Source organism: Pseudomonas sp. CIP-10 (assembly GCF_020911845.1).
Classification (GTDB): Bacteria; Pseudomonadota; Gammaproteobacteria; order Pseudomonadales; family Pseudomonadaceae; genus Aquipseudomonas; species Aquipseudomonas alloputida.
On sequence record NZ_CP087160.1, the window covers coordinates 1,643,791 to 1,659,658 of the forward strand.

The 15,868-nt window shown below is 60.6% G+C and carries 14 protein-coding genes; all 14 read left to right on the forward strand.

Annotated features, from left to right (window positions below; genetic code table 11):
- Positions 1-9: 9 nt before the first annotated feature.
- The 14 genes from flgD to fliD all read left to right on the forward strand — a co-directional run bounded on the left by flgD (position 10) and on the right by fliD (position 15,857).
- Positions 10-711, forward strand: coding sequence for a flagellar hook assembly protein FlgD (gene flgD, locus LMH93_RS07470; RefSeq protein ID WP_003254468.1), 702 nt, complete (start codon positions 10-12; stop codon positions 709-711).
- 28 nt (positions 712-739) lie between these two features.
- Positions 740-2,062, forward strand: coding sequence for a flagellar hook protein FlgE (gene flgE / locus LMH93_RS07475; protein ID WP_064614947.1), 1,323 nt, complete (start codon positions 740-742; stop codon positions 2,060-2,062).
- Positions 2,063-2,132: 70 nt separating this feature from the next.
- The gene (locus tag LMH93_RS07480; protein ID WP_003254464.1) at positions 2,133-2,324 is read left to right on the forward strand and encodes a hypothetical protein; all 192 of its coding nucleotides are present in this window, start codon (positions 2,133-2,135) and stop codon (positions 2,322-2,324) included.
- Positions 2,325-2,484: 160 nt separating this feature from the next.
- Entirely contained in the window at positions 2,485-3,225 is a 741-nt protein-coding gene (gene flgF, locus LMH93_RS07485; protein WP_003254463.1) for a flagellar basal-body rod protein FlgF, read from the forward strand.
- A gap of 47 nt (positions 3,226-3,272) precedes the next feature.
- Entirely contained in the window at positions 3,273-4,058 is a 786-nt protein-coding gene (gene flgG, locus LMH93_RS07490; RefSeq protein ID WP_003254462.1) for a flagellar basal-body rod protein FlgG, read from the forward strand.
- Between the two features lie 36 nt (positions 4,059-4,094).
- Positions 4,095-4,790 (forward strand): flagellar basal body L-ring protein FlgH, encoded by a 696-nt coding sequence (flgH, locus tag LMH93_RS07495; RefSeq protein ID WP_003254461.1) that lies wholly within the window; start codon positions 4,095-4,097, stop codon positions 4,788-4,790.
- Between the two features lie 12 nt (positions 4,791-4,802).
- Complete coding sequence (locus LMH93_RS07500) at positions 4,803-5,912, forward strand: flagellar basal body P-ring protein FlgI (protein WP_004575771.1); 1,110 nt, start codon at positions 4,803-4,805, stop codon at positions 5,910-5,912.
- Between the two features lie 11 nt (positions 5,913-5,923).
- Positions 5,924-7,078, forward strand: a complete 1,155-nt coding sequence (gene flgJ, locus LMH93_RS07505; RefSeq protein WP_230064960.1) for a flagellar assembly peptidoglycan hydrolase FlgJ — start codon at positions 5,924-5,926, stop codon at positions 7,076-7,078.
- Positions 7,079-7,090: 12 nt separating this feature from the next.
- Positions 7,091-9,133: a flagellar hook-associated protein FlgK gene (gene flgK, locus LMH93_RS07510; RefSeq protein WP_182374776.1), complete on the forward strand. Its 2,043-nt coding sequence runs from the start codon at positions 7,091-7,093 to the stop codon at positions 9,131-9,133.
- 13 nt (positions 9,134-9,146) lie between these two features.
- Entirely contained in the window at positions 9,147-10,709 is a 1,563-nt protein-coding gene (locus LMH93_RS07515) for a flagellar hook-associated protein 3 (RefSeq protein ID WP_230064961.1), read from the forward strand.
- A 498-nt stretch (positions 10,710-11,207) separates the two neighbouring features.
- Positions 11,208-12,137 (forward strand): ketoacyl-ACP synthase III, encoded by a 930-nt coding sequence (locus LMH93_RS07520; RefSeq protein ID WP_003254453.1) that lies wholly within the window; start codon positions 11,208-11,210, stop codon positions 12,135-12,137.
- 393 nt (positions 12,138-12,530) lie between these two features.
- Entirely contained in the window at positions 12,531-13,952 is a 1,422-nt protein-coding gene (locus LMH93_RS07525; RefSeq protein ID WP_060545058.1) for a flagellin N-terminal helical domain-containing protein, read from the forward strand.
- A gap of 76 nt (positions 13,953-14,028) precedes the next feature.
- Positions 14,029-14,385 carry a flagellar protein FlaG gene (locus tag LMH93_RS07530; RefSeq protein ID WP_060545056.1) on the forward strand — a complete coding sequence of 119 codons (357 nt, stop codon included), beginning with the start codon at positions 14,029-14,031 and terminating at the stop codon, positions 14,383-14,385.
- 83 nt (positions 14,386-14,468) lie between these two features.
- Complete coding sequence (gene fliD, locus LMH93_RS07535) at positions 14,469-15,857, forward strand: flagellar filament capping protein FliD (RefSeq protein ID WP_185280390.1); 1,389 nt, start codon at positions 14,469-14,471, stop codon at positions 15,855-15,857.
- Positions 15,858-15,868: the final 11 nt, after the last annotated feature.

Here is a 15,868-nt window from a genome sequence, read left to right on the forward strand (position 1 = left end):
GAAGCCGACATGACCACCACCAATTCCACTACAGACGTCGGCAGCGCATACCTGACCTCGCTGCAGAAGCAGACGTCCAAGACTGACAGTTCTACCGGTGCCGCCGGCAGCGCGCTGGGCAAGGACGCGTTCCTGCAGTTGCTGGTCACCCAGATGCAGAACCAGAACCCGCTCGACCCGCAGGAAAACGGCGAGTTCGTGGCCCAGTTGGCGCAGTTCAGCAGCCTGGAAAGCATGCAGTCGTTGAACGACGCAGTGACCTACATCGCGGCCGGGCTGCAATCTTCCCAGGCCTTGCAGGCCTCCTCGCTGGTCGGGCGCAATGTCATTGTCCAGACCGACAAGGCCGTGGTCGATACCAGCAAGGACATGAAGGGCTCGGTCAACCTGACGTCGTCCAGTACCTCCACCTCGGTGGGGATCTACGACAAGGACGATAAGCTGGTGCGCACCATCGAGCTCGGTACCCAGAAGTCTGGCAGCATCGACTTTACCTGGGATGGCCTGAACGATGACGGTGAAGTCGCGGCCGCCGGGACCTACACCTTCAAGGCCACCGCCTCGATCGATGGCAAGGCCACGGCCATGACCACCAACCTGCCGGCCTCGGTAACCAGTGTGACCATGGGTAGCAACGGTTCGGAGATGACGCTCAACCTGGCCGGGCTGGGCAGTGTTGCGCTTTCCAAAATCCAAAGCATCGGCATCTAGGGCCTGAGCAAAACGACAGGAGTTACACATGTCTTTCAATATCGGCCTTAGCGGCCTCTATGCAGCAAACAAGGCCCTGAACGTTACCGGCAACAACATTGCCAACGTCGCCACCACCGGCTTCAAGTCGTCGCGTGCCGAGTTCGCCGACCAGTATTCCAACTCCATTCGCGGCACCAGCGCAGGCAAGACCGTGATCGGCACCGGGGTAAAGACCGCTGCGGTTTCGCAGTTGTTCACGCCAGGCAATATCAATGCCACCGGCCAGGCGCTGGACATGGCCATTGATGGCAACGGCTTCTTTGCCCTGAACGACAACGGCTCGAAGATCTACACCCGTGCGGGCGCTTTCTACAGCGACAAGGCCGGTTATGTGGTGAATGCTTCGGGTGCCAACCTGCAGGGTTATGCGGTCGGCGAAGATGGCAAGATCATCCAGGGCATCCTGACTGACCTGCAGATCGATACTTCCAACCTGACGCCGAAGCCGACCAGCCTCATCACCGAGAAGATCAACCTGAACTCGGCCGCGACCTCCCCGTCGGTGACGCCCTTCGATCCCACCAACGCCAGTTCGTACAACTTCACGTTCAATACCCCGGTGTTCGACAGCCAGGGTAACGAACACCAGATGAATCAGTATTTCATCAAGGACGACACGACCAATACCTGGTCGATGCACACCACTATCGATGGGCGCAACCCGGCTGACCCGGCTTCCACCACGCCGTTGGTCAACGCCGTGCCGTTCAAGTCCGATGGTACGCTGGACAAGGATGCAATGACTGCGGGTGACGTCGCGGGCGGCCTGAGCATTGGCGAAGACAAGATCTTCCAGCTCAACGACTGGATCCCGGCACAGAAAAATGCCGCCGGAGAGTGGTCGGCCAATGGCGCCATCGCCAACGCGGACGGTGTGAAGCTGGACATGCTGGGTGCCACCCAATACAACGCGTCGTCCGCAGAAATCGCCAAGACCCAGGATGGCTTCGCCACCGGTGAGCTGTCGGGGCTGAGCATCGACCAGAGCGGCTACCTGTTTGCCAGCTTCACCAACGGCAAGGACAAGGTGATCGGCCAGGTGGCGATTGCCAGCTTCGCCAACCTGCAGGGCCTGACGCCGATTGGCGGTACCAACTGGAAAGAGTCCTATGCCTCGGGCGTGCCGGTGGTCGGCGCTCCGGACACCGGTACCCTCGGCCAGATTTCCGGTGGTGCCCTGGAAGACTCCAACGTCGACCTGACCGGCGAGCTGGTCAACCTGATCAAGGCGCAGAGCAACTACCAGGCCAATGCCAAGACCATTTCCACTGAAAGCACCATCATGCAGACCATCATTCAGATGACCTGATGATTGTTTTGGCTGTGGTGTTTGTAATTGGGGCCGCAACGCGGCCCCAAGAATGTGAAGGTTCACGCCAATGAAGCGGCTGTCGTTACTGGCCTTGTTCCCCTTGCTGGTGCTGGTTCTGCCGGCCCCCGCCGCCCCCGCCCCGTTCTATCAATGGCAAAGCCTGGTCACCGGCCGCTACCTGTGTTCGGCCCACAACCCGGGCAAAGGCTGGGTGCGCCATTCCGGCCCCTACAACAACGCCGCCTGCCGCGCCCATTGAGCAAGCCTTTGCCGCAGGCGGCAAACATCCGCCGACAAACTGACGGTTATTGCCCTTTGCCGCGCTGAAAGCCCCGTAAAACGGGTGTTTCAGACTTGGTTCAATTATTGCTTGGAACCTGCCCAGTGACAGCGCGGCAGCTACGCGCAGAGGAGAAACTGTGGACAAGTTGCTTTATGTGGCCATGACCGGCGCCAGCCAGAATGCGCTGGCGCAGAAGGCCCACGCCAACAACCTGGCGAACATTTCCACCAACGGTTTTCAGCGCGACCTGGAGCAGGCCCGCTCGATGCCGGTGTTCGGTGACAGCTTTCCGGCGCGTGCATTCGCCATGACCGAGCGCCCGGCCACCGACTTCAGTGAAGGCCCGTTGGTCGAAACTGGCCGCGACCTTGACGTGGCGGTGACCGGCAAAGGCTTTATCGCCGTGCAGGCGCCGGACGGCAGCGAAGCCTATGTGCGTACCGGTAGCCTGAACATCGATGCCCTCGGTGTGCTGCGTGCCGGCAATGGCATGCCGGTGATCGGCAACGGTGGCCCGATCGCCATCCCGCCGGAGCAGAAAGTGGAAGTGGGTGCCGACGGTACCATCAGCATCCGCTCCATGGGTGAAGACCCGCGGGTGATGGCCGAGGTCGACCGCATCAAGCTGGTCAACCCGGACACCAAAGGCCTGACAAAGGGCCTGGACGGCCTGATCCATACCGCCTCCGGTCAGCCGGCCGATGCCGACGTCAACGTGCGGGTGGTGGCTGGCTTCCTGGAGGGCAGCAATGTCAACGCTGTCGAGGAAATGACCTCGGTGCTGGCGCTGTCCCGCCAGTTCGAACTGCACGTCAAGATGATGAATACGGCCAAGGAAGGCGACGAAGCCATGGCTCGGGTTTTGCAAATCGGCTAATCACTTTTGAACGGGTGCCGTAAAACAGGCGCACGAGGAGAACTCACATGCTTCCGGCTCTTTGGGTCGCTAAAACCGGCCTGTCCGCTCAGGACACCAACCTGACGGTCATTTCCAACAACCTCGCCAACGTCTCGACCACCGGCTTCAAGCGTGATCGCGCCGAATTCGCAGACCTGCTCTACCAGATCAAGCGCCAGCCTGGCGCCCAGTCGACTCAGGACAGCGAGCTGCCCTCGGGCCTGCAGGTCGGTACCGGTGTGCGTATTGTGGGCACCCAGAAAAGCTTCGTCGCCGGCAGCCTGCAAACCACCGAAAACCCGTTGGACATGGCAGTCAACGGCCGCGGTTTCTTCCAGGTCCTGCAGCCGGACGGCACGGTGTCGTACACCCGTGACGGCACCTTCCACCTGAACTCCGATGGCCAGATCGTCACCGCCAACGGCTACGCCCTGGAACCTGCCATTGTCGTGCCTAACGACGCCCAGACCTTCACCGTTGGCCAGGACGGCACCGTGTCGATCACCACCGCCGGCAACCCGGCTGCACAGGTGATCGGCAACATCCAGACCGCCGACTTCATCAACCCGGCTGGCCTGCAGGCGATCGGCGACAACCTGTTCCTCGAGACCGCCGCCAGTGGTGCACCGCAGGTCGGCACCCCAGGCCTGAACGGTTTTGGCACCACCTTGCAGCAGACGCTGGAGAACTCCAACGTCAGCACCGTGGAAGAGCTGGTGAACATGATCACCACTCAGCGTGCCTATGAGATGAACTCCAAAGTCATTTCCACGGCCGACCAGATGCTGTCGTTCGTTACTCAACAGCTCTAAGCCCTGTCACTCAGCTGCGCCCGTGAGGTAAGTGTCATGAATCGTCTGTTGTCCGTTTTCGCCCTGGGGGGGGCGGTGTTGCTGGCAGGTTGCGTCGCACCGACGCCCAAGCCTAACGACCCGTACTATGCGCCGGTGTTGCCGCGCACCCCGTTGCCGGCAGCGGCCAACAACGGTTCGATCTACCAGGCTGGTTTCGAGCAGAACCTGTACAGCGACCGCAAGGCGTTCCGGGTGGGTGACATCATCACCATCACGCTCAATGAGCGCACGTCCGCCAGCAAGAACGCGGGCTCGCAGATCGCCAAGACCAGCAAGACCGACATTGGCCTGACTTCGCTGTTTGGTAGCACGCCCAACACCAATAATCCGTTCGGTGGCGGTGACCTTTCGCTGGAGGCCGGTTATAGCGGCGATCGCGCGACCAAGGGCGACAGCAAAGCCACCCAGGGCAACACGCTGACCGGTTCGATCACCGTCACCGTGGCCGAGGTGCTGCCCAACGGCATCATCGCCGTGCGCGGCGAGAAGTGGCTGACCCTGAACACCGGCGAAGAGCTGGTGCGCATTGCCGGCATGGTTCGCGCTGACGATATCGCCACCGACAACACCGTGCCGTCCACCCGTGTGGCCGACGCGCGCATCACCTACTCCGGTACCGGTTCGTTCGCCGATGCCAGCCAGCCCGGGTGGCTGGACCGCTTCTTCATCAGCCCGCTTTGGCCTTTCTGAGTACGGATGACCATGTTCAACGTAAGGCAGCTGATTGCCACAACCCTGCTTTTGTCCTGCGCCTTCGCTGCCCAGGCCGAGCGCCTGAAGGACATTGCCAGCATCTCTGGCGTACGTTCCAACCAGTTGATTGGTTACGGCCTGGTGGTGGGCCTCAATGGCACGGGTGACCAGACCACCCAGACGCCGTTCACCCTGCAAACCTTCAACAATATGCTGTCGCAATTCGGCATCAAGGTGCCGGCCGGTTCCGGCAACGTGCAGCTGAAGAACGTTGCCGCAGTGTCGGTGCATGCCGACCTGCCACCGTTCGCCAAGCCGGGCCAGGTGGTGGACATCACCGTGTCGTCGATCGGTAACTCGAAGAGCCTGCGCGGCGGCAGCCTGTTGATGACCCCGCTCAAGGGTATCGACGGCAATGTCTACGCCATTGCCCAGGGCAACCTGGTCGTGGGCGGCTTTGATGCCGAAGGTCGTGACGGCTCGAAGATCACTGTCAACGTGCCGTCGGCCGGTCGTATTCCGGGTGGTGCCAGTGTCGAGCGTGCGGTGCCGAGCGGCTTCAACCAGGGCAATACCCTGACCCTGAACCTCAATCGTCCCGACTTCACGACCGCCAAGCGCATCGTGGACAAGGTCAACGACCTGCTCGGCCCTGGCGTGGCCCAGGCCGTGGATGGTGGTTCGGTACGGGTCAGCGCGCCGATGGACCCAAGCCAGCGCGTGGATTATCTGTCGATCCTCGAAAACCTCGAAATCGACCCGGGCCAGGCGGTGGCCAAAGTCATCATCAACTCGCGTACCGGCACCATCGTCATCGGCCAGAACGTCAAGGTGTCGCCGGCGGCGGTGACCCACGGCAGCCTGACCGTGACCATCACCGAAGACCCGATCGTCAGCCAGCCGGGTGCCTTCTCCAATGGCCAGACTGCCGTGGTGCCACGCTCGCGGGTCAATGCCGAGCAGGAAGCCAAGCCGATGTTCAAGTTCGGCCCGGGCACCACGCTGGATGAAATCGTCCGCGCGGTGAACCAGGTGGGCGCAGCGCCCGGCGACCTGATGGCGATCCTCGAAGCCTTGAAGCAGGCCGGCGCCTTGCAGGCCGACCTGATCGTGATCTGAGGACGGCGCGGATGAATATCAAAAGCCAGGTATCCGGTAGTGCCGACAGCGGCGCCTATACCGACCTCAACCGCCTGAGTGCCCTCAAGCACGGCGACCGCGACAGCGAAGCCAATGTGCGCAAGGTGGCCCAGGAATTCGAGTCGCTGTTCATCAGCGAAATGCTCAAGGCCTCGCGCAAGGCCAGTGACGTGCTGGCCGACGACAACCCGATGAACACCGAAACGGTCAAGCAGTACCGCGACATGTACGACCAGCAGTTGGCCGTGAGCATGTCCCGCGAAGGTGGCGGCATCGGCTTGCAGGACGTGCTGGTGCGCCAGCTGACCAAGGGCCGCAGTGCGTCGATCAATACCAGCCCGTTCCCGCGCGTCGATAGCAGTGGCCCGGCATTGTGGGGCAACAAGGTGGCGGAGCCGGCGCATGCCATGGCCTCGTCCACTACGCGAAATGACGTTGCTGCACTCAACGCGCGGCGCCTGGCCCTGCCCAGCAAACTCACCGACCGCCTGTTGGCCGGTATCGTGCCGTCGGCGGAAACTGCCAATAACGCCGCCGTGCCTGCCCGTGACGGTCAGCCAGTCGCCAAGGCCTTCGCCGTGCCGGACAACGGCCTGCGCATTGTCGGCCGTGCCGTGGCCCAGCCACCGCTGGCGCCGAACAAGGCTTTCACCGACAGCGACGCCTTCGTCGCCACCATGCTGCCAATGGCCGAGCAGGCCGCCAGGCGCATTGGTGTCGACCCGCGCTACCTGGTGGCCCAGGCCGCGCTGGAAACCGGTTGGGGCAAGTCGGTGATGCGCAACAGCGACGGCAGCAGCAGCCACAACCTGTTCGGCATCAAAGCCACCGGCAACTGGCAAGGCGAGCAGGCGCGGGCGATCACCAGCGAATTCCGCGATGGCCAGTTCGTCAAGGAAACCGCGGCGTTCCGCAGCTACGACTCCTACCAGGACAGCTTCCACGATCTCGTTACCTTGCTGCAGAGCAATACTCGCTATCAAGGTGCGCTGGATGCGGCCGATAACCCTGAGCAGTTTGCAAGAGAGCTGCAAAAAGCAGGTTATGCGACCGACCCGGGCTATGCGAAGAAGATCATCAGCATCGCCCAGCAAATGCAGTCAACCCCGCAATACGCCATGGCTGGCAGAACCACGAACTTATAAAAGGACTAAATCATGTCGAGCCTGATTTCCATCGGCCTGAGTGGCCTGAGTGCCAGCCAGGCGGCCTTGTCGGTAACCAGTAACAACATCGCCAACGCCGCGACCAGTGGCTACTCGCGCCAGCAGACGGTTCAGGCGGCGGGGCCTTCGCACAACATAGGCGCAGGGTTCCTGGGTACCGGGACCACGCTGGCGGATGTGCGTCGCATCTACAGCTCCTACCTGGACAACCAGTTGCAGACGGCCACCTCGTTGCAGGCAGACTCGCTGACGTTCCAGGATCAGATCACCAGCGTCGACAAACTGCTGGCCGACCGTGACACCGGCATCAGCTCGGTCCTTACCGCCTTCTTTTCGGCCCTGCAGACTGCGGCGGCGAAACCGGGTGACGTTGCCTCGCGTCAGCTGCTGCTGACCCAGGCGCAAACCCTCAGCAACCGTTTCAACGCGGTGAGCACCCAGCTGACCCAGCAGAACGCCACGATCAACTCCCAGCTCGACACCATGGCCGGCCAGGTGAACAAGCTCACCGCCAACATTGCCGAGTACAACAAGCAGATCACCGCCGCCAGCGCCTCCGGCAACACCCCCAACAGCCTGCTGGATGCGCGCAGCGAAGCCGTGCGCCAGCTCAACGAGCTGGTAGGGGTGACGGTGCAGGAGCGTGATGGCAACTACGACGTGTACCTGGGCAGTGGCCAATCGCTGGTCACCGGAACCAAGGCCAACACCTTGTCGGTGGAGCCGGGTGTGGCCGACAAGAGCCAGGTTGCCCTGCGCATCAACTATGACTCGTTCAGCTCGGACGTGACCTCGGTGGTGTCTGGTGGCGCCATTGGTGGCCTGTTGCGTTATCGCCAGGACGTGCTGACGCCGTCGATGAACGAGCTTGGTCGCGTTGCCCTGGTCGTCGCCGACAGCATCAATAGCCAGCTGGGGCAGGGCCTGGATGCCAACGGCCAATTCGGCAGCTCGCTGTTCTCCAGCATCAACAGCGCCACCGCCATTGCCCAGCGCAGCCTGGCCTCGTCGAACAACAGTGCCGGCTCTGGCAATCTGGATGTCACCATCGCCAACAGCGGTGCGTTGACCACCTACGACTACGAGGTGAAGTTCACCAGCGCCAACCAGTACAGTGTGCGCCGCTCGGACGGCACCGACATGGGCAGCTTCGACCTGAATACCGACCCGGCACCGGTAATCGATGGTTTCAGCCTGGCGTTGAAAGGCGGCGGCCTGGCGGCCGGCGACAGCTTCAAGGTCATCCCCACCCGTGCAGCTGCCGGGAGCATTACCACGACCTTGACCGATGCCAACAAGCTGGCCTTCGCCGGCCCTGTCAGCGCGACCTCGGGCAGTGGCAACAGCGGTACTGGCACCATCACCCAGCCGACCCTGAGCGAGTCGCTGGACATCTACGGCGGTGCCGATACCGCGCTGATCCAGCAGTCGATTCGCGATTCGATGCCGGTGCGCGTGGTGTTCGATGCTGCCAGTGGCGGCTCCCAGGGCTACAAGCTGTTCGATGCCAAGGGCACCCAGATTGGTACCGGCAGCGTTGTACCCGGTACCGACAACAAACTGTCGGTGACCGTACCGATGCTCGATGCGGCCGGCGACCCGATTCTGGATGGCAGCGGTAACCCGCGCACGTTTGCCGTCGAGACCACCATCGGCGGCAGCCCTGCGGCCAATGACAGTTTTACCCTGTCGTTCAATGCCGACGGCAAGGCCGATAACCGCAACGCAACGGCACTGCTCGACCTGCAGACCAAGTCGACGGTGAACACCGGTTCCGGCGGCGGTACCAGCTTCACTTCGGCCTACGCCTCGCTGGTCGAGCGCGTGGGTGCCAAGGCGAACCAGGCGTCCATCGACAGCACTGCGACCGAGGCGGTGCTCAAGTCCGCCAGCGAAAGCCGCAGCGCGGTGTCCGGGGTCAACCTGGATGACGAAGCGGCCAGTCTGGTCAAGTTCCAGCATTACTACACGGCGTCCTCGCAGATCATCAAGGCGGCGCAAGAAACCTTCAGCACCCTGATCAACGCTTTGTAAGGAGTAGACTATCGTGCGTATTTCCACTGCTCAGTTCTATGAGGCCAGCGCCAGTAGCTACTCCAAGAACTTCTCCAGCATGAACAAGACCAACGACCAGGTGACGTCGGGTATCCGTATCCAGACCGCTGCCGATGACCCGGTCGGTGCTGCGCGCCTGCTGCTGCTGCAACAGCAGCAATCGTTGCTGGACCAGTACAGCGGCAACATCAACACCGTGAGCAACTCGTTGCTGCAGGAGGAGAGCGTGCTCTCCACCATCAACGAGGCCATGCAGCGCGCCAGCGAGTTGGCGATCCGTGCCGGTGGCGCCGGGGTGACCGATTCTGACCGCGTGGCCATCGGCACCGAACTCAAAGAGATCGAGGCCAACATCTTTGGCTTGCTCAACTCGCGCGATGCCAACGGCGATTACATGTTTGGAGGCTCCAAGAGCACCACGCCGCCCTATGTGCGTAACTCCGATGGCACCTACAGCTACCACGGCGACCAGACCCAGCTGAGCCTGCAGGTATCCGATACCCTGAGCCTGGCCACCAACGACACCGGTTTCAGCATCTTCGACTCGGCCAGCAACAAGAGCCGCACCCAGTCGACCCTGCTGGTGCCGGCGACTGACGACAGCGTGGTCGGGGTGTCGTCCGGTCTGCTGACCTCAAGCACCACCTACAACAACAGTTTCACGGCAGGCCAGCCCTACAAGCTGACCTTTACCAGCGCGACGCAGTACACCATCACTGACGCCAACGGCAATGACATCACCTCGGAAACGCCCACCAACGGTACCTTCGACAGCAAGACCGAAGGTGCCAACAAGATTGCCCTGCGTGGGGTGGAATTCGAAATAACCGTTACCCTGGAGGAGGGTGCCGATGCCGACGCCGCCGTGGGCGGGCGCGAGTTCTCCTTGGAAGCACGCCCGGACTCGTTCAATACCACCCGTAACGGCAGCAATACCTCCAGCGCTCAGGTCACCAGCAGCAGCGTCACCGACGAGGCCGCCTATCGCAGCACGTTCCCCAGTAATGGTGCGGTGATCAAGTTCACGGGGCCGGGCGCTTACGAGTTCTATGCCCAGCCGCTGACGGCCGACAGCAAGCCGGTCGCCAAAGGTACCTTTTCGGCGCCGTCGTTGACGGTGGCCGGGGTGACCTACCAGGTGTCCGGTTCGCCGGAGGCAGGCGACCAGTTTGCGGTCACGGCCAATACTCACCAGAACCAGAACGTGCTGGAAACCCTCAGCCAGCTGCGCGCGGCACTGGAAACACCGGTGACCGGCGCTGGCGCGGCGAATGCGCTGAAAGATGCGGCGGCCTCGGCCATTGCAAACCTGGCCAGTGCCCGTGAGCAGGTCGATATCACCCGTGGTTCGATCGGTGCTCGCGGCAACTCGCTTGAGATTCAACGCCAGGAGAACACCAGCCTGGGTCTGGCCAACAAGACCACCCAGAACGCCATCGGCAACACCGACATGTCGCAGGCGGCCATCACCTTGACCTTGCAGCAGGCCATGCTGGAGGCCTCGCAGCTGGCCTTCTCGCGTATTTCCCAGCTGAGCCTGTTCAACAAGCTCTGATCTGCCTGCCTGATCCTGGGGCCGCTTTGCGGCCCTTTCGCGACACAAGGCCGCTCCCACAGGTCCTCCTCTCTCCTGGAGGTGGCGTATTTGGGCTGCCCCCCAAGGGTTGGATTGATGTCCAGCTTCTTGGGGCATTCCAGGTCCTCCTTTCTTCTGAAGGTGGCGTTCGTGGGAGCGGCCTTGCGTCGCGAAAGGGCCGCTAAGCGGCCCCATCGATATCTGCTGCGAAGCTGATCATTCGGGGTCCAGTGCCCGCCCGGTCATTCCGCAAATTCCCCAGTCCCCACACCCTCGCCACGGCTTTCGTAGCATTTCAATGTGACCAATGAGTCAAAACGCTCATCTTCCCTGTATTCTATGCAGCAGCTGTTGCAGCATTTTGTTACCGGTGCGCAGGCGAGCCCTGGCTACAACCCCTGGCGGTGGCCGCTCCGGTATTTGGCGCCCTCAATTCATCGAGTGGTGGTCTTTGGCTGTTTTCATTGGGAAGCCAGAATGATTGGCATCAAAAGCATTGCGAGTTACGTGCCCACCGCTGGCCTGGACAACTATGTTCAGGGTGCGAAGTTCGGCAAGGACGAAGAGTTCATGTTCGGCAAGATCGGTGCGTCGTTCTTGCCGCGCAAGGCCGAAGAGCAAGAAACCTCCGACTTGTGCGTAGAGGCCGCCCAGGCACTGTTCGCCAGCAACCCCGACCTTGATCCGCAATCGATCGATGCGTTGATCGTGGTCACCCAGAACGGCGACGAAGAAGGCCTGCCGCACACCGCAGCCATCGTCCAGAGCAAACTTGGCCTGTCTACCCGCGTGGCGGCGTTCGACGTGTCGCTGGGCTGCTCCGGCTATGTGTATGGCCTGTATGCGATCAAAGGCTTCATGGAGGCGGCAGGCCTGAAGAACGGCCTGCTGATCACCGCCGACCCGTATTCGAAGATCGTCGACCCGGAAGATCGCAACACCACCATGCTGTTCGGCGACGCCGCCACCGCTACCTGGATGGGTGAAAACGCGGTGTGGAACCTGGGCCAGGCGCGTTTCGGCACTGATGGTTCCGGTGCCGAGCACCTGAAAGTCAGCGACGGCAAGTTCTTCATGAACGGCCGCCAGGTATTCAACTTCGCCCTGATCAAAGTGCCAGCGCACCTGCACGAGCTGCTGGACGCCAGCGGCCTGAAGTCGTCGGATATCGACGCCTTCTGCATCCACCAGGGCAGTGCGGCGATTGTCGACGCCGTGGCGCGACGCTTTGAAGAGCAACACCCGGAGAAGTTCGTCAAAGACATGCTGGAAACCGGCAATACGGTGTCCTCCAGTGTTCCGCTGCTGCTGCAGAAGCACATGCTCGATGGCAGCTGGAAGCGCGTGGCGATCAGTGGCTTTGGCGTGGGCCTGTCGTGGGGCTCGGCCATCCTGTACCGCGACTGATCCCAGTCAGCCCCTAAAAGCGCCCGGCGGCCACCGCCCGGCGCTTTTTTTCTGCCGAAAATAAACTTCTGCCTGACGCAGCCCGTCGTAGGAGCGGGTTCACCCGCGAAGAAGGCAGCTCGGTCTATGGCACCGGCTTCGCCGGTGTTCGCGGGTGAACCCGCTCCTACAGACGGGATGAGGCATTCAGCCCCAGTTCGAACAGTTTTTGACGCCAATAAACCGCCCTTAACCCCTTGATTTCTCAGGGCTGGCCCCATGCCAGTATTTTTTTTTTGAAAAAACCCTCAAGCAACCCGCGCACCCGACGATAACCATTACGAAGGTTCTCTAGGCCAATCCGGCGGTTGCCAAGGCCGGAAGCCGCAGTACCCATCCAACGAGGATTTCGTCATGGCTTTAACTGTAAACACCAACATTGCGTCGATCACCACCCAGGGCAACCTGACCAAGGCCAGCACTGCCCAGACCACTTCGATGCAGCGTCTGTCCTCGGGTCTGCGCATCAACAGCGCCAAAGATGACGCTGCTGGCCTGCAGATCAGCAACCGTCTGACCAGCCAGATCAATGGCCTGGGCCAGGCTGTGAAGAACGCCAACGACGGTATCTCGATCGCCCAGACCGCTGAAGGCGCAATGCAGGCTTCGACCGACATCCTGCAGAAAATGCGTACCCTGGCTCTGTCCTCGGCTACTGGCTCGCTGAGCGCCGACGACCGTAAGTCGAACAACGACGAATACCAGGCTCTGACCGCAGAACTGACCCGTATCTCGCAAACCACCACCTTCGGTGGCCAGAAACTGCTGGACGGCTCGTACGGCACCAAGGCCATCCAGGTCGGCGCCAATGCCAACGAAACCATCAACCTGTCGCTAGAAAACGTGGCAGCCAACAACATTGGCTCCCAGCAGATCAAGAGTGCTACCGCTACGCCAGTAGTTGGCGGCCTCGTAGGTGGTAACACAATCACCGTTACTGGTAACGGTCAGAGTGAAGACTATGCCGTTGCTGCTAAAGCCTCTGCAAAGGATATTGCCAAAGGTTTGAATGGCCTGATCGGTGGCCTGACCGCATCGGCTAGCACCGAGGTGAGTTTTGCTGTTGACGCTACCAAAGCCGCTGTATCTGCTGTCGGTTTCACTTTGGAAGTAGGTACCCAGAAGGTAGATATTCTTGGGGTTACCAGCAACTCGGGTCTGGCTGACCAGTTGAAATCCAACGCCGCGAAGCTCGGTATCAGTGTTAACTACGACGAAACTAACGACACGCTTTCGATTAAATCCGACACCGGTGAAAACGTTGCGTTCTCTGCTTCGGCGGGCGACACTACCGCTCTGGATATTGCTACTAAAGGCGCTGACGGTAAGTACAGCACCACAGCCAAGCTTGCTGATGGCTTGATTGCGAACGGTGCGGTATCGCTTGACTCTGCGAAAGGCTATGCGCTGACAGGTACCGGCGTGGCTGCGGTATTTGGTACTAGCACAACCTCTCAAAAAACCTCCATTGCACAGACTGATGTAACCGACGCGACCAACGCACAGAATGCTCTGGCCGTTATCGACAAGGCCATCGGCTCCATCGACAGCGTCCGTTCGGGCCTGGGTGCTACCCAGAACCGTCTGCAGACCACCGTCGACAACCTGCAGAACATCCAGAAGAACTCCACAGCTGCCCGCTCCACCGTGCAGGACGTGGACTTCGCTTCGGAAACTGCCGAGCTGACCAAGCAGCAGACTCTGCAGCAGGCTTCGACTGCGATCCTGTCGCAGGCTAACCAGCTGCCATCGTCGGTCCTGAAACTGCTTCAGTAATTCAGGCGCTTGAGTGAAGGGTGAAAGGGTGCGTTTACGTGCCCTTTCACCCTTTTTGACATGAGGAGTTCGAAACATGGACATGAGTGTCAAGCTGAACCAGGTGTATCCAACCGTGTTACCCCAGGTGCCAGGAGCTGATCGCGAGCGGGACCCGGCTATGCCTGCCAAGGTGCAGGAAGCCGCTGCTTCCGATAATCAGCCGCACTCGCGCGAGGACCTGGAAAAAGCGGTTGGCGAAATTCGTGATTTCGTCCAGTCGAGCCAGCGCCAGCTGGACTTTTCCATTGATGATTCCACGGGCCGGATTGTAGTCAAGGTGATTGCTACCCAGTCCGGTGAGGTAATCCGGCAACTTCCCTCGGAAGCTGCGCTGAAATTGGCGCAGAGCCTCAGTGAAGCCAGCAGCTTGCTGTTCGACGGTCAGGCATAGGCTGGCATGATTTTTGTTGCTGTCGACTATTTGATGGATTTATCCGCCAAGGATCCGGCAGCTACTGAACAAGGAGAGCAATGATGGCAGGTACAACAGTCAGCGGTATTGGCTCGGGCATCGATACCCAGGCGATCGTCGAATCCCTGGTGGCCGCGCAGAAGGCGCCGAAGCAGGCGCAGATCAATACCCAAACGCTGAAGGCAACCACCACGTTGTCCTCTATTGGCAAGATCCAGGCGGCCCTCGATGCGTTCCGCGGCGCCTTGACCAACATGACTGATTCCAACAGCTTTGGTGGCCTGAGCCTGAAGTCTTCGGATGAAAAAGTCGCGACCGTCACCATGGGGACTGGGGCGGCGAACGGCTCGTTCAAGCTGATCGTCGACAAACTGGCGACTGCGTCAAAAGTTTCGACCAAAGTGTATGCAGATGGTGCGGGATCGGTAGTCAATAGTGGCAGTACACCGACTACGCTGACCATCAGTCAGGGCGGCAAGGACTTCGATCTCAGTGTGCCCGCCGGCGCCACATTGCAGCAGGTACGCGACAGCATCAATAGCCAGTTCGGCGTGGCGGGACTTAGTGCCAACGTGCTGACGGATGCCAATGGTTCTCGCCTGATCGTCACCTCGACCAAAATGGGTGAAGGCTCCGACATTACCCTTTCGGGCAATTCGGGCATCGATACTGATTATACCGTTGTCGATGAGCCGACGGACGCCGAGTACACCCTGGACGGCATTGCCATGAAGTCCAAGTCCAATGACATCACCGATGCTGTCAGTGGTCTCAATATTAAGCTGGTGGGTGTTTCACCGATCAACGCTACCAGTAGCGAGCCTACGGCGACCATCCTCTCCCTGACAACAAGTCCCACAACTTTGAAGTCGGGCCTCAAAGGTTTCATCGATACCTATAACGCATTGTTGACGGTGATGAACGCCGAAACCAAAGTGACCAAGAATGCTGATGGCACCATGACGGCTGCGGCGCTGACGGGTGATGCCACCATGCGCACGTTGATGACCTCCATTCGTGAGGAGCTCAATGCGGTAGCGGGTAACGGCACCTTGAAATCGCTCGCTGCCTTTGGTGTCACTTCGGCCCAGGATGGTGGTGCGCTTAGCCTGGACGACAAGAAGTGGGAAAAGGTCGCCTCCACCAACGCGGCAGACCTGACCAGTATTTTCAATGGTAAGGATGGCTTGCTGGCACGCCTGCAAAAAGTCACTGATCCATTCGCCAAGGCCGCAACCGGCACCCTTGCCGAGCGCTCCAAGGTCCTGAGCGAAAGCCTGACCAAGCTCAAAACCGAGCAGGATACTCTGGATGCCCGCATGGAAGCCCTGCAGAAGAGCCTGCAGGACAAGTACAACAACATGGATACCCTGGTCACCCAGCTGCGTCAGCAGCAGAACTCAGTGCTGAGCACCCTCAACGCACTGAACAAGGCGAACAGCGAAGATTAATCCGTGATCCT

Bases quoted from the DNA above. Each gene is read 5' to 3' on its own strand.
- flgG (WP_003254462.1), top strand. From the start codon at position 3,273: ATGCTTCCGGCTCTTTGGGTCGCTAAAACCGGCCTGTCCGCTCAGGAC.
- flgK (WP_182374776.1), top strand. From the start codon at position 7,091: ATGTCGAGCCTGATTTCCATCGGCCTGAGTGGCCTGAGTGCCAGCCAG.
- flgJ (WP_230064960.1), top strand. From the start codon at position 5,924: ATGAATATCAAAAGCCAGGTATCCGGTAGTGCCGACAGCGGCGCCTAT.
- LMH93_RS07500 (WP_004575771.1), top strand. From the start codon at position 4,803: ATGTTCAACGTAAGGCAGCTGATTGCCACAACCCTGCTTTTGTCCTGC.
- fliD (WP_185280390.1), top strand. From the start codon at position 14,469: ATGGCAGGTACAACAGTCAGCGGTATTGGCTCGGGCATCGATACCCAG.
- LMH93_RS07520 (WP_003254453.1), top strand. From the start codon at position 11,208: ATGATTGGCATCAAAAGCATTGCGAGTTACGTGCCCACCGCTGGCCTG.
- flgE (WP_064614947.1), top strand. From the start codon at position 740: ATGTCTTTCAATATCGGCCTTAGCGGCCTCTATGCAGCAAACAAGGCC.
- LMH93_RS07525 (WP_060545058.1), top strand. From the start codon at position 12,531: ATGGCTTTAACTGTAAACACCAACATTGCGTCGATCACCACCCAGGGC.
- LMH93_RS07530 (WP_060545056.1), top strand. From the start codon at position 14,029: ATGGACATGAGTGTCAAGCTGAACCAGGTGTATCCAACCGTGTTACCC.
- LMH93_RS07480 (WP_003254464.1), top strand. From the start codon at position 2,133: ATGAAGCGGCTGTCGTTACTGGCCTTGTTCCCCTTGCTGGTGCTGGTT.
- flgD (WP_003254468.1), top strand. From the start codon at position 10: ATGACCACCACCAATTCCACTACAGACGTCGGCAGCGCATACCTGACC.
- flgH (WP_003254461.1), top strand. From the start codon at position 4,095: ATGAATCGTCTGTTGTCCGTTTTCGCCCTGGGGGGGGCGGTGTTGCTG.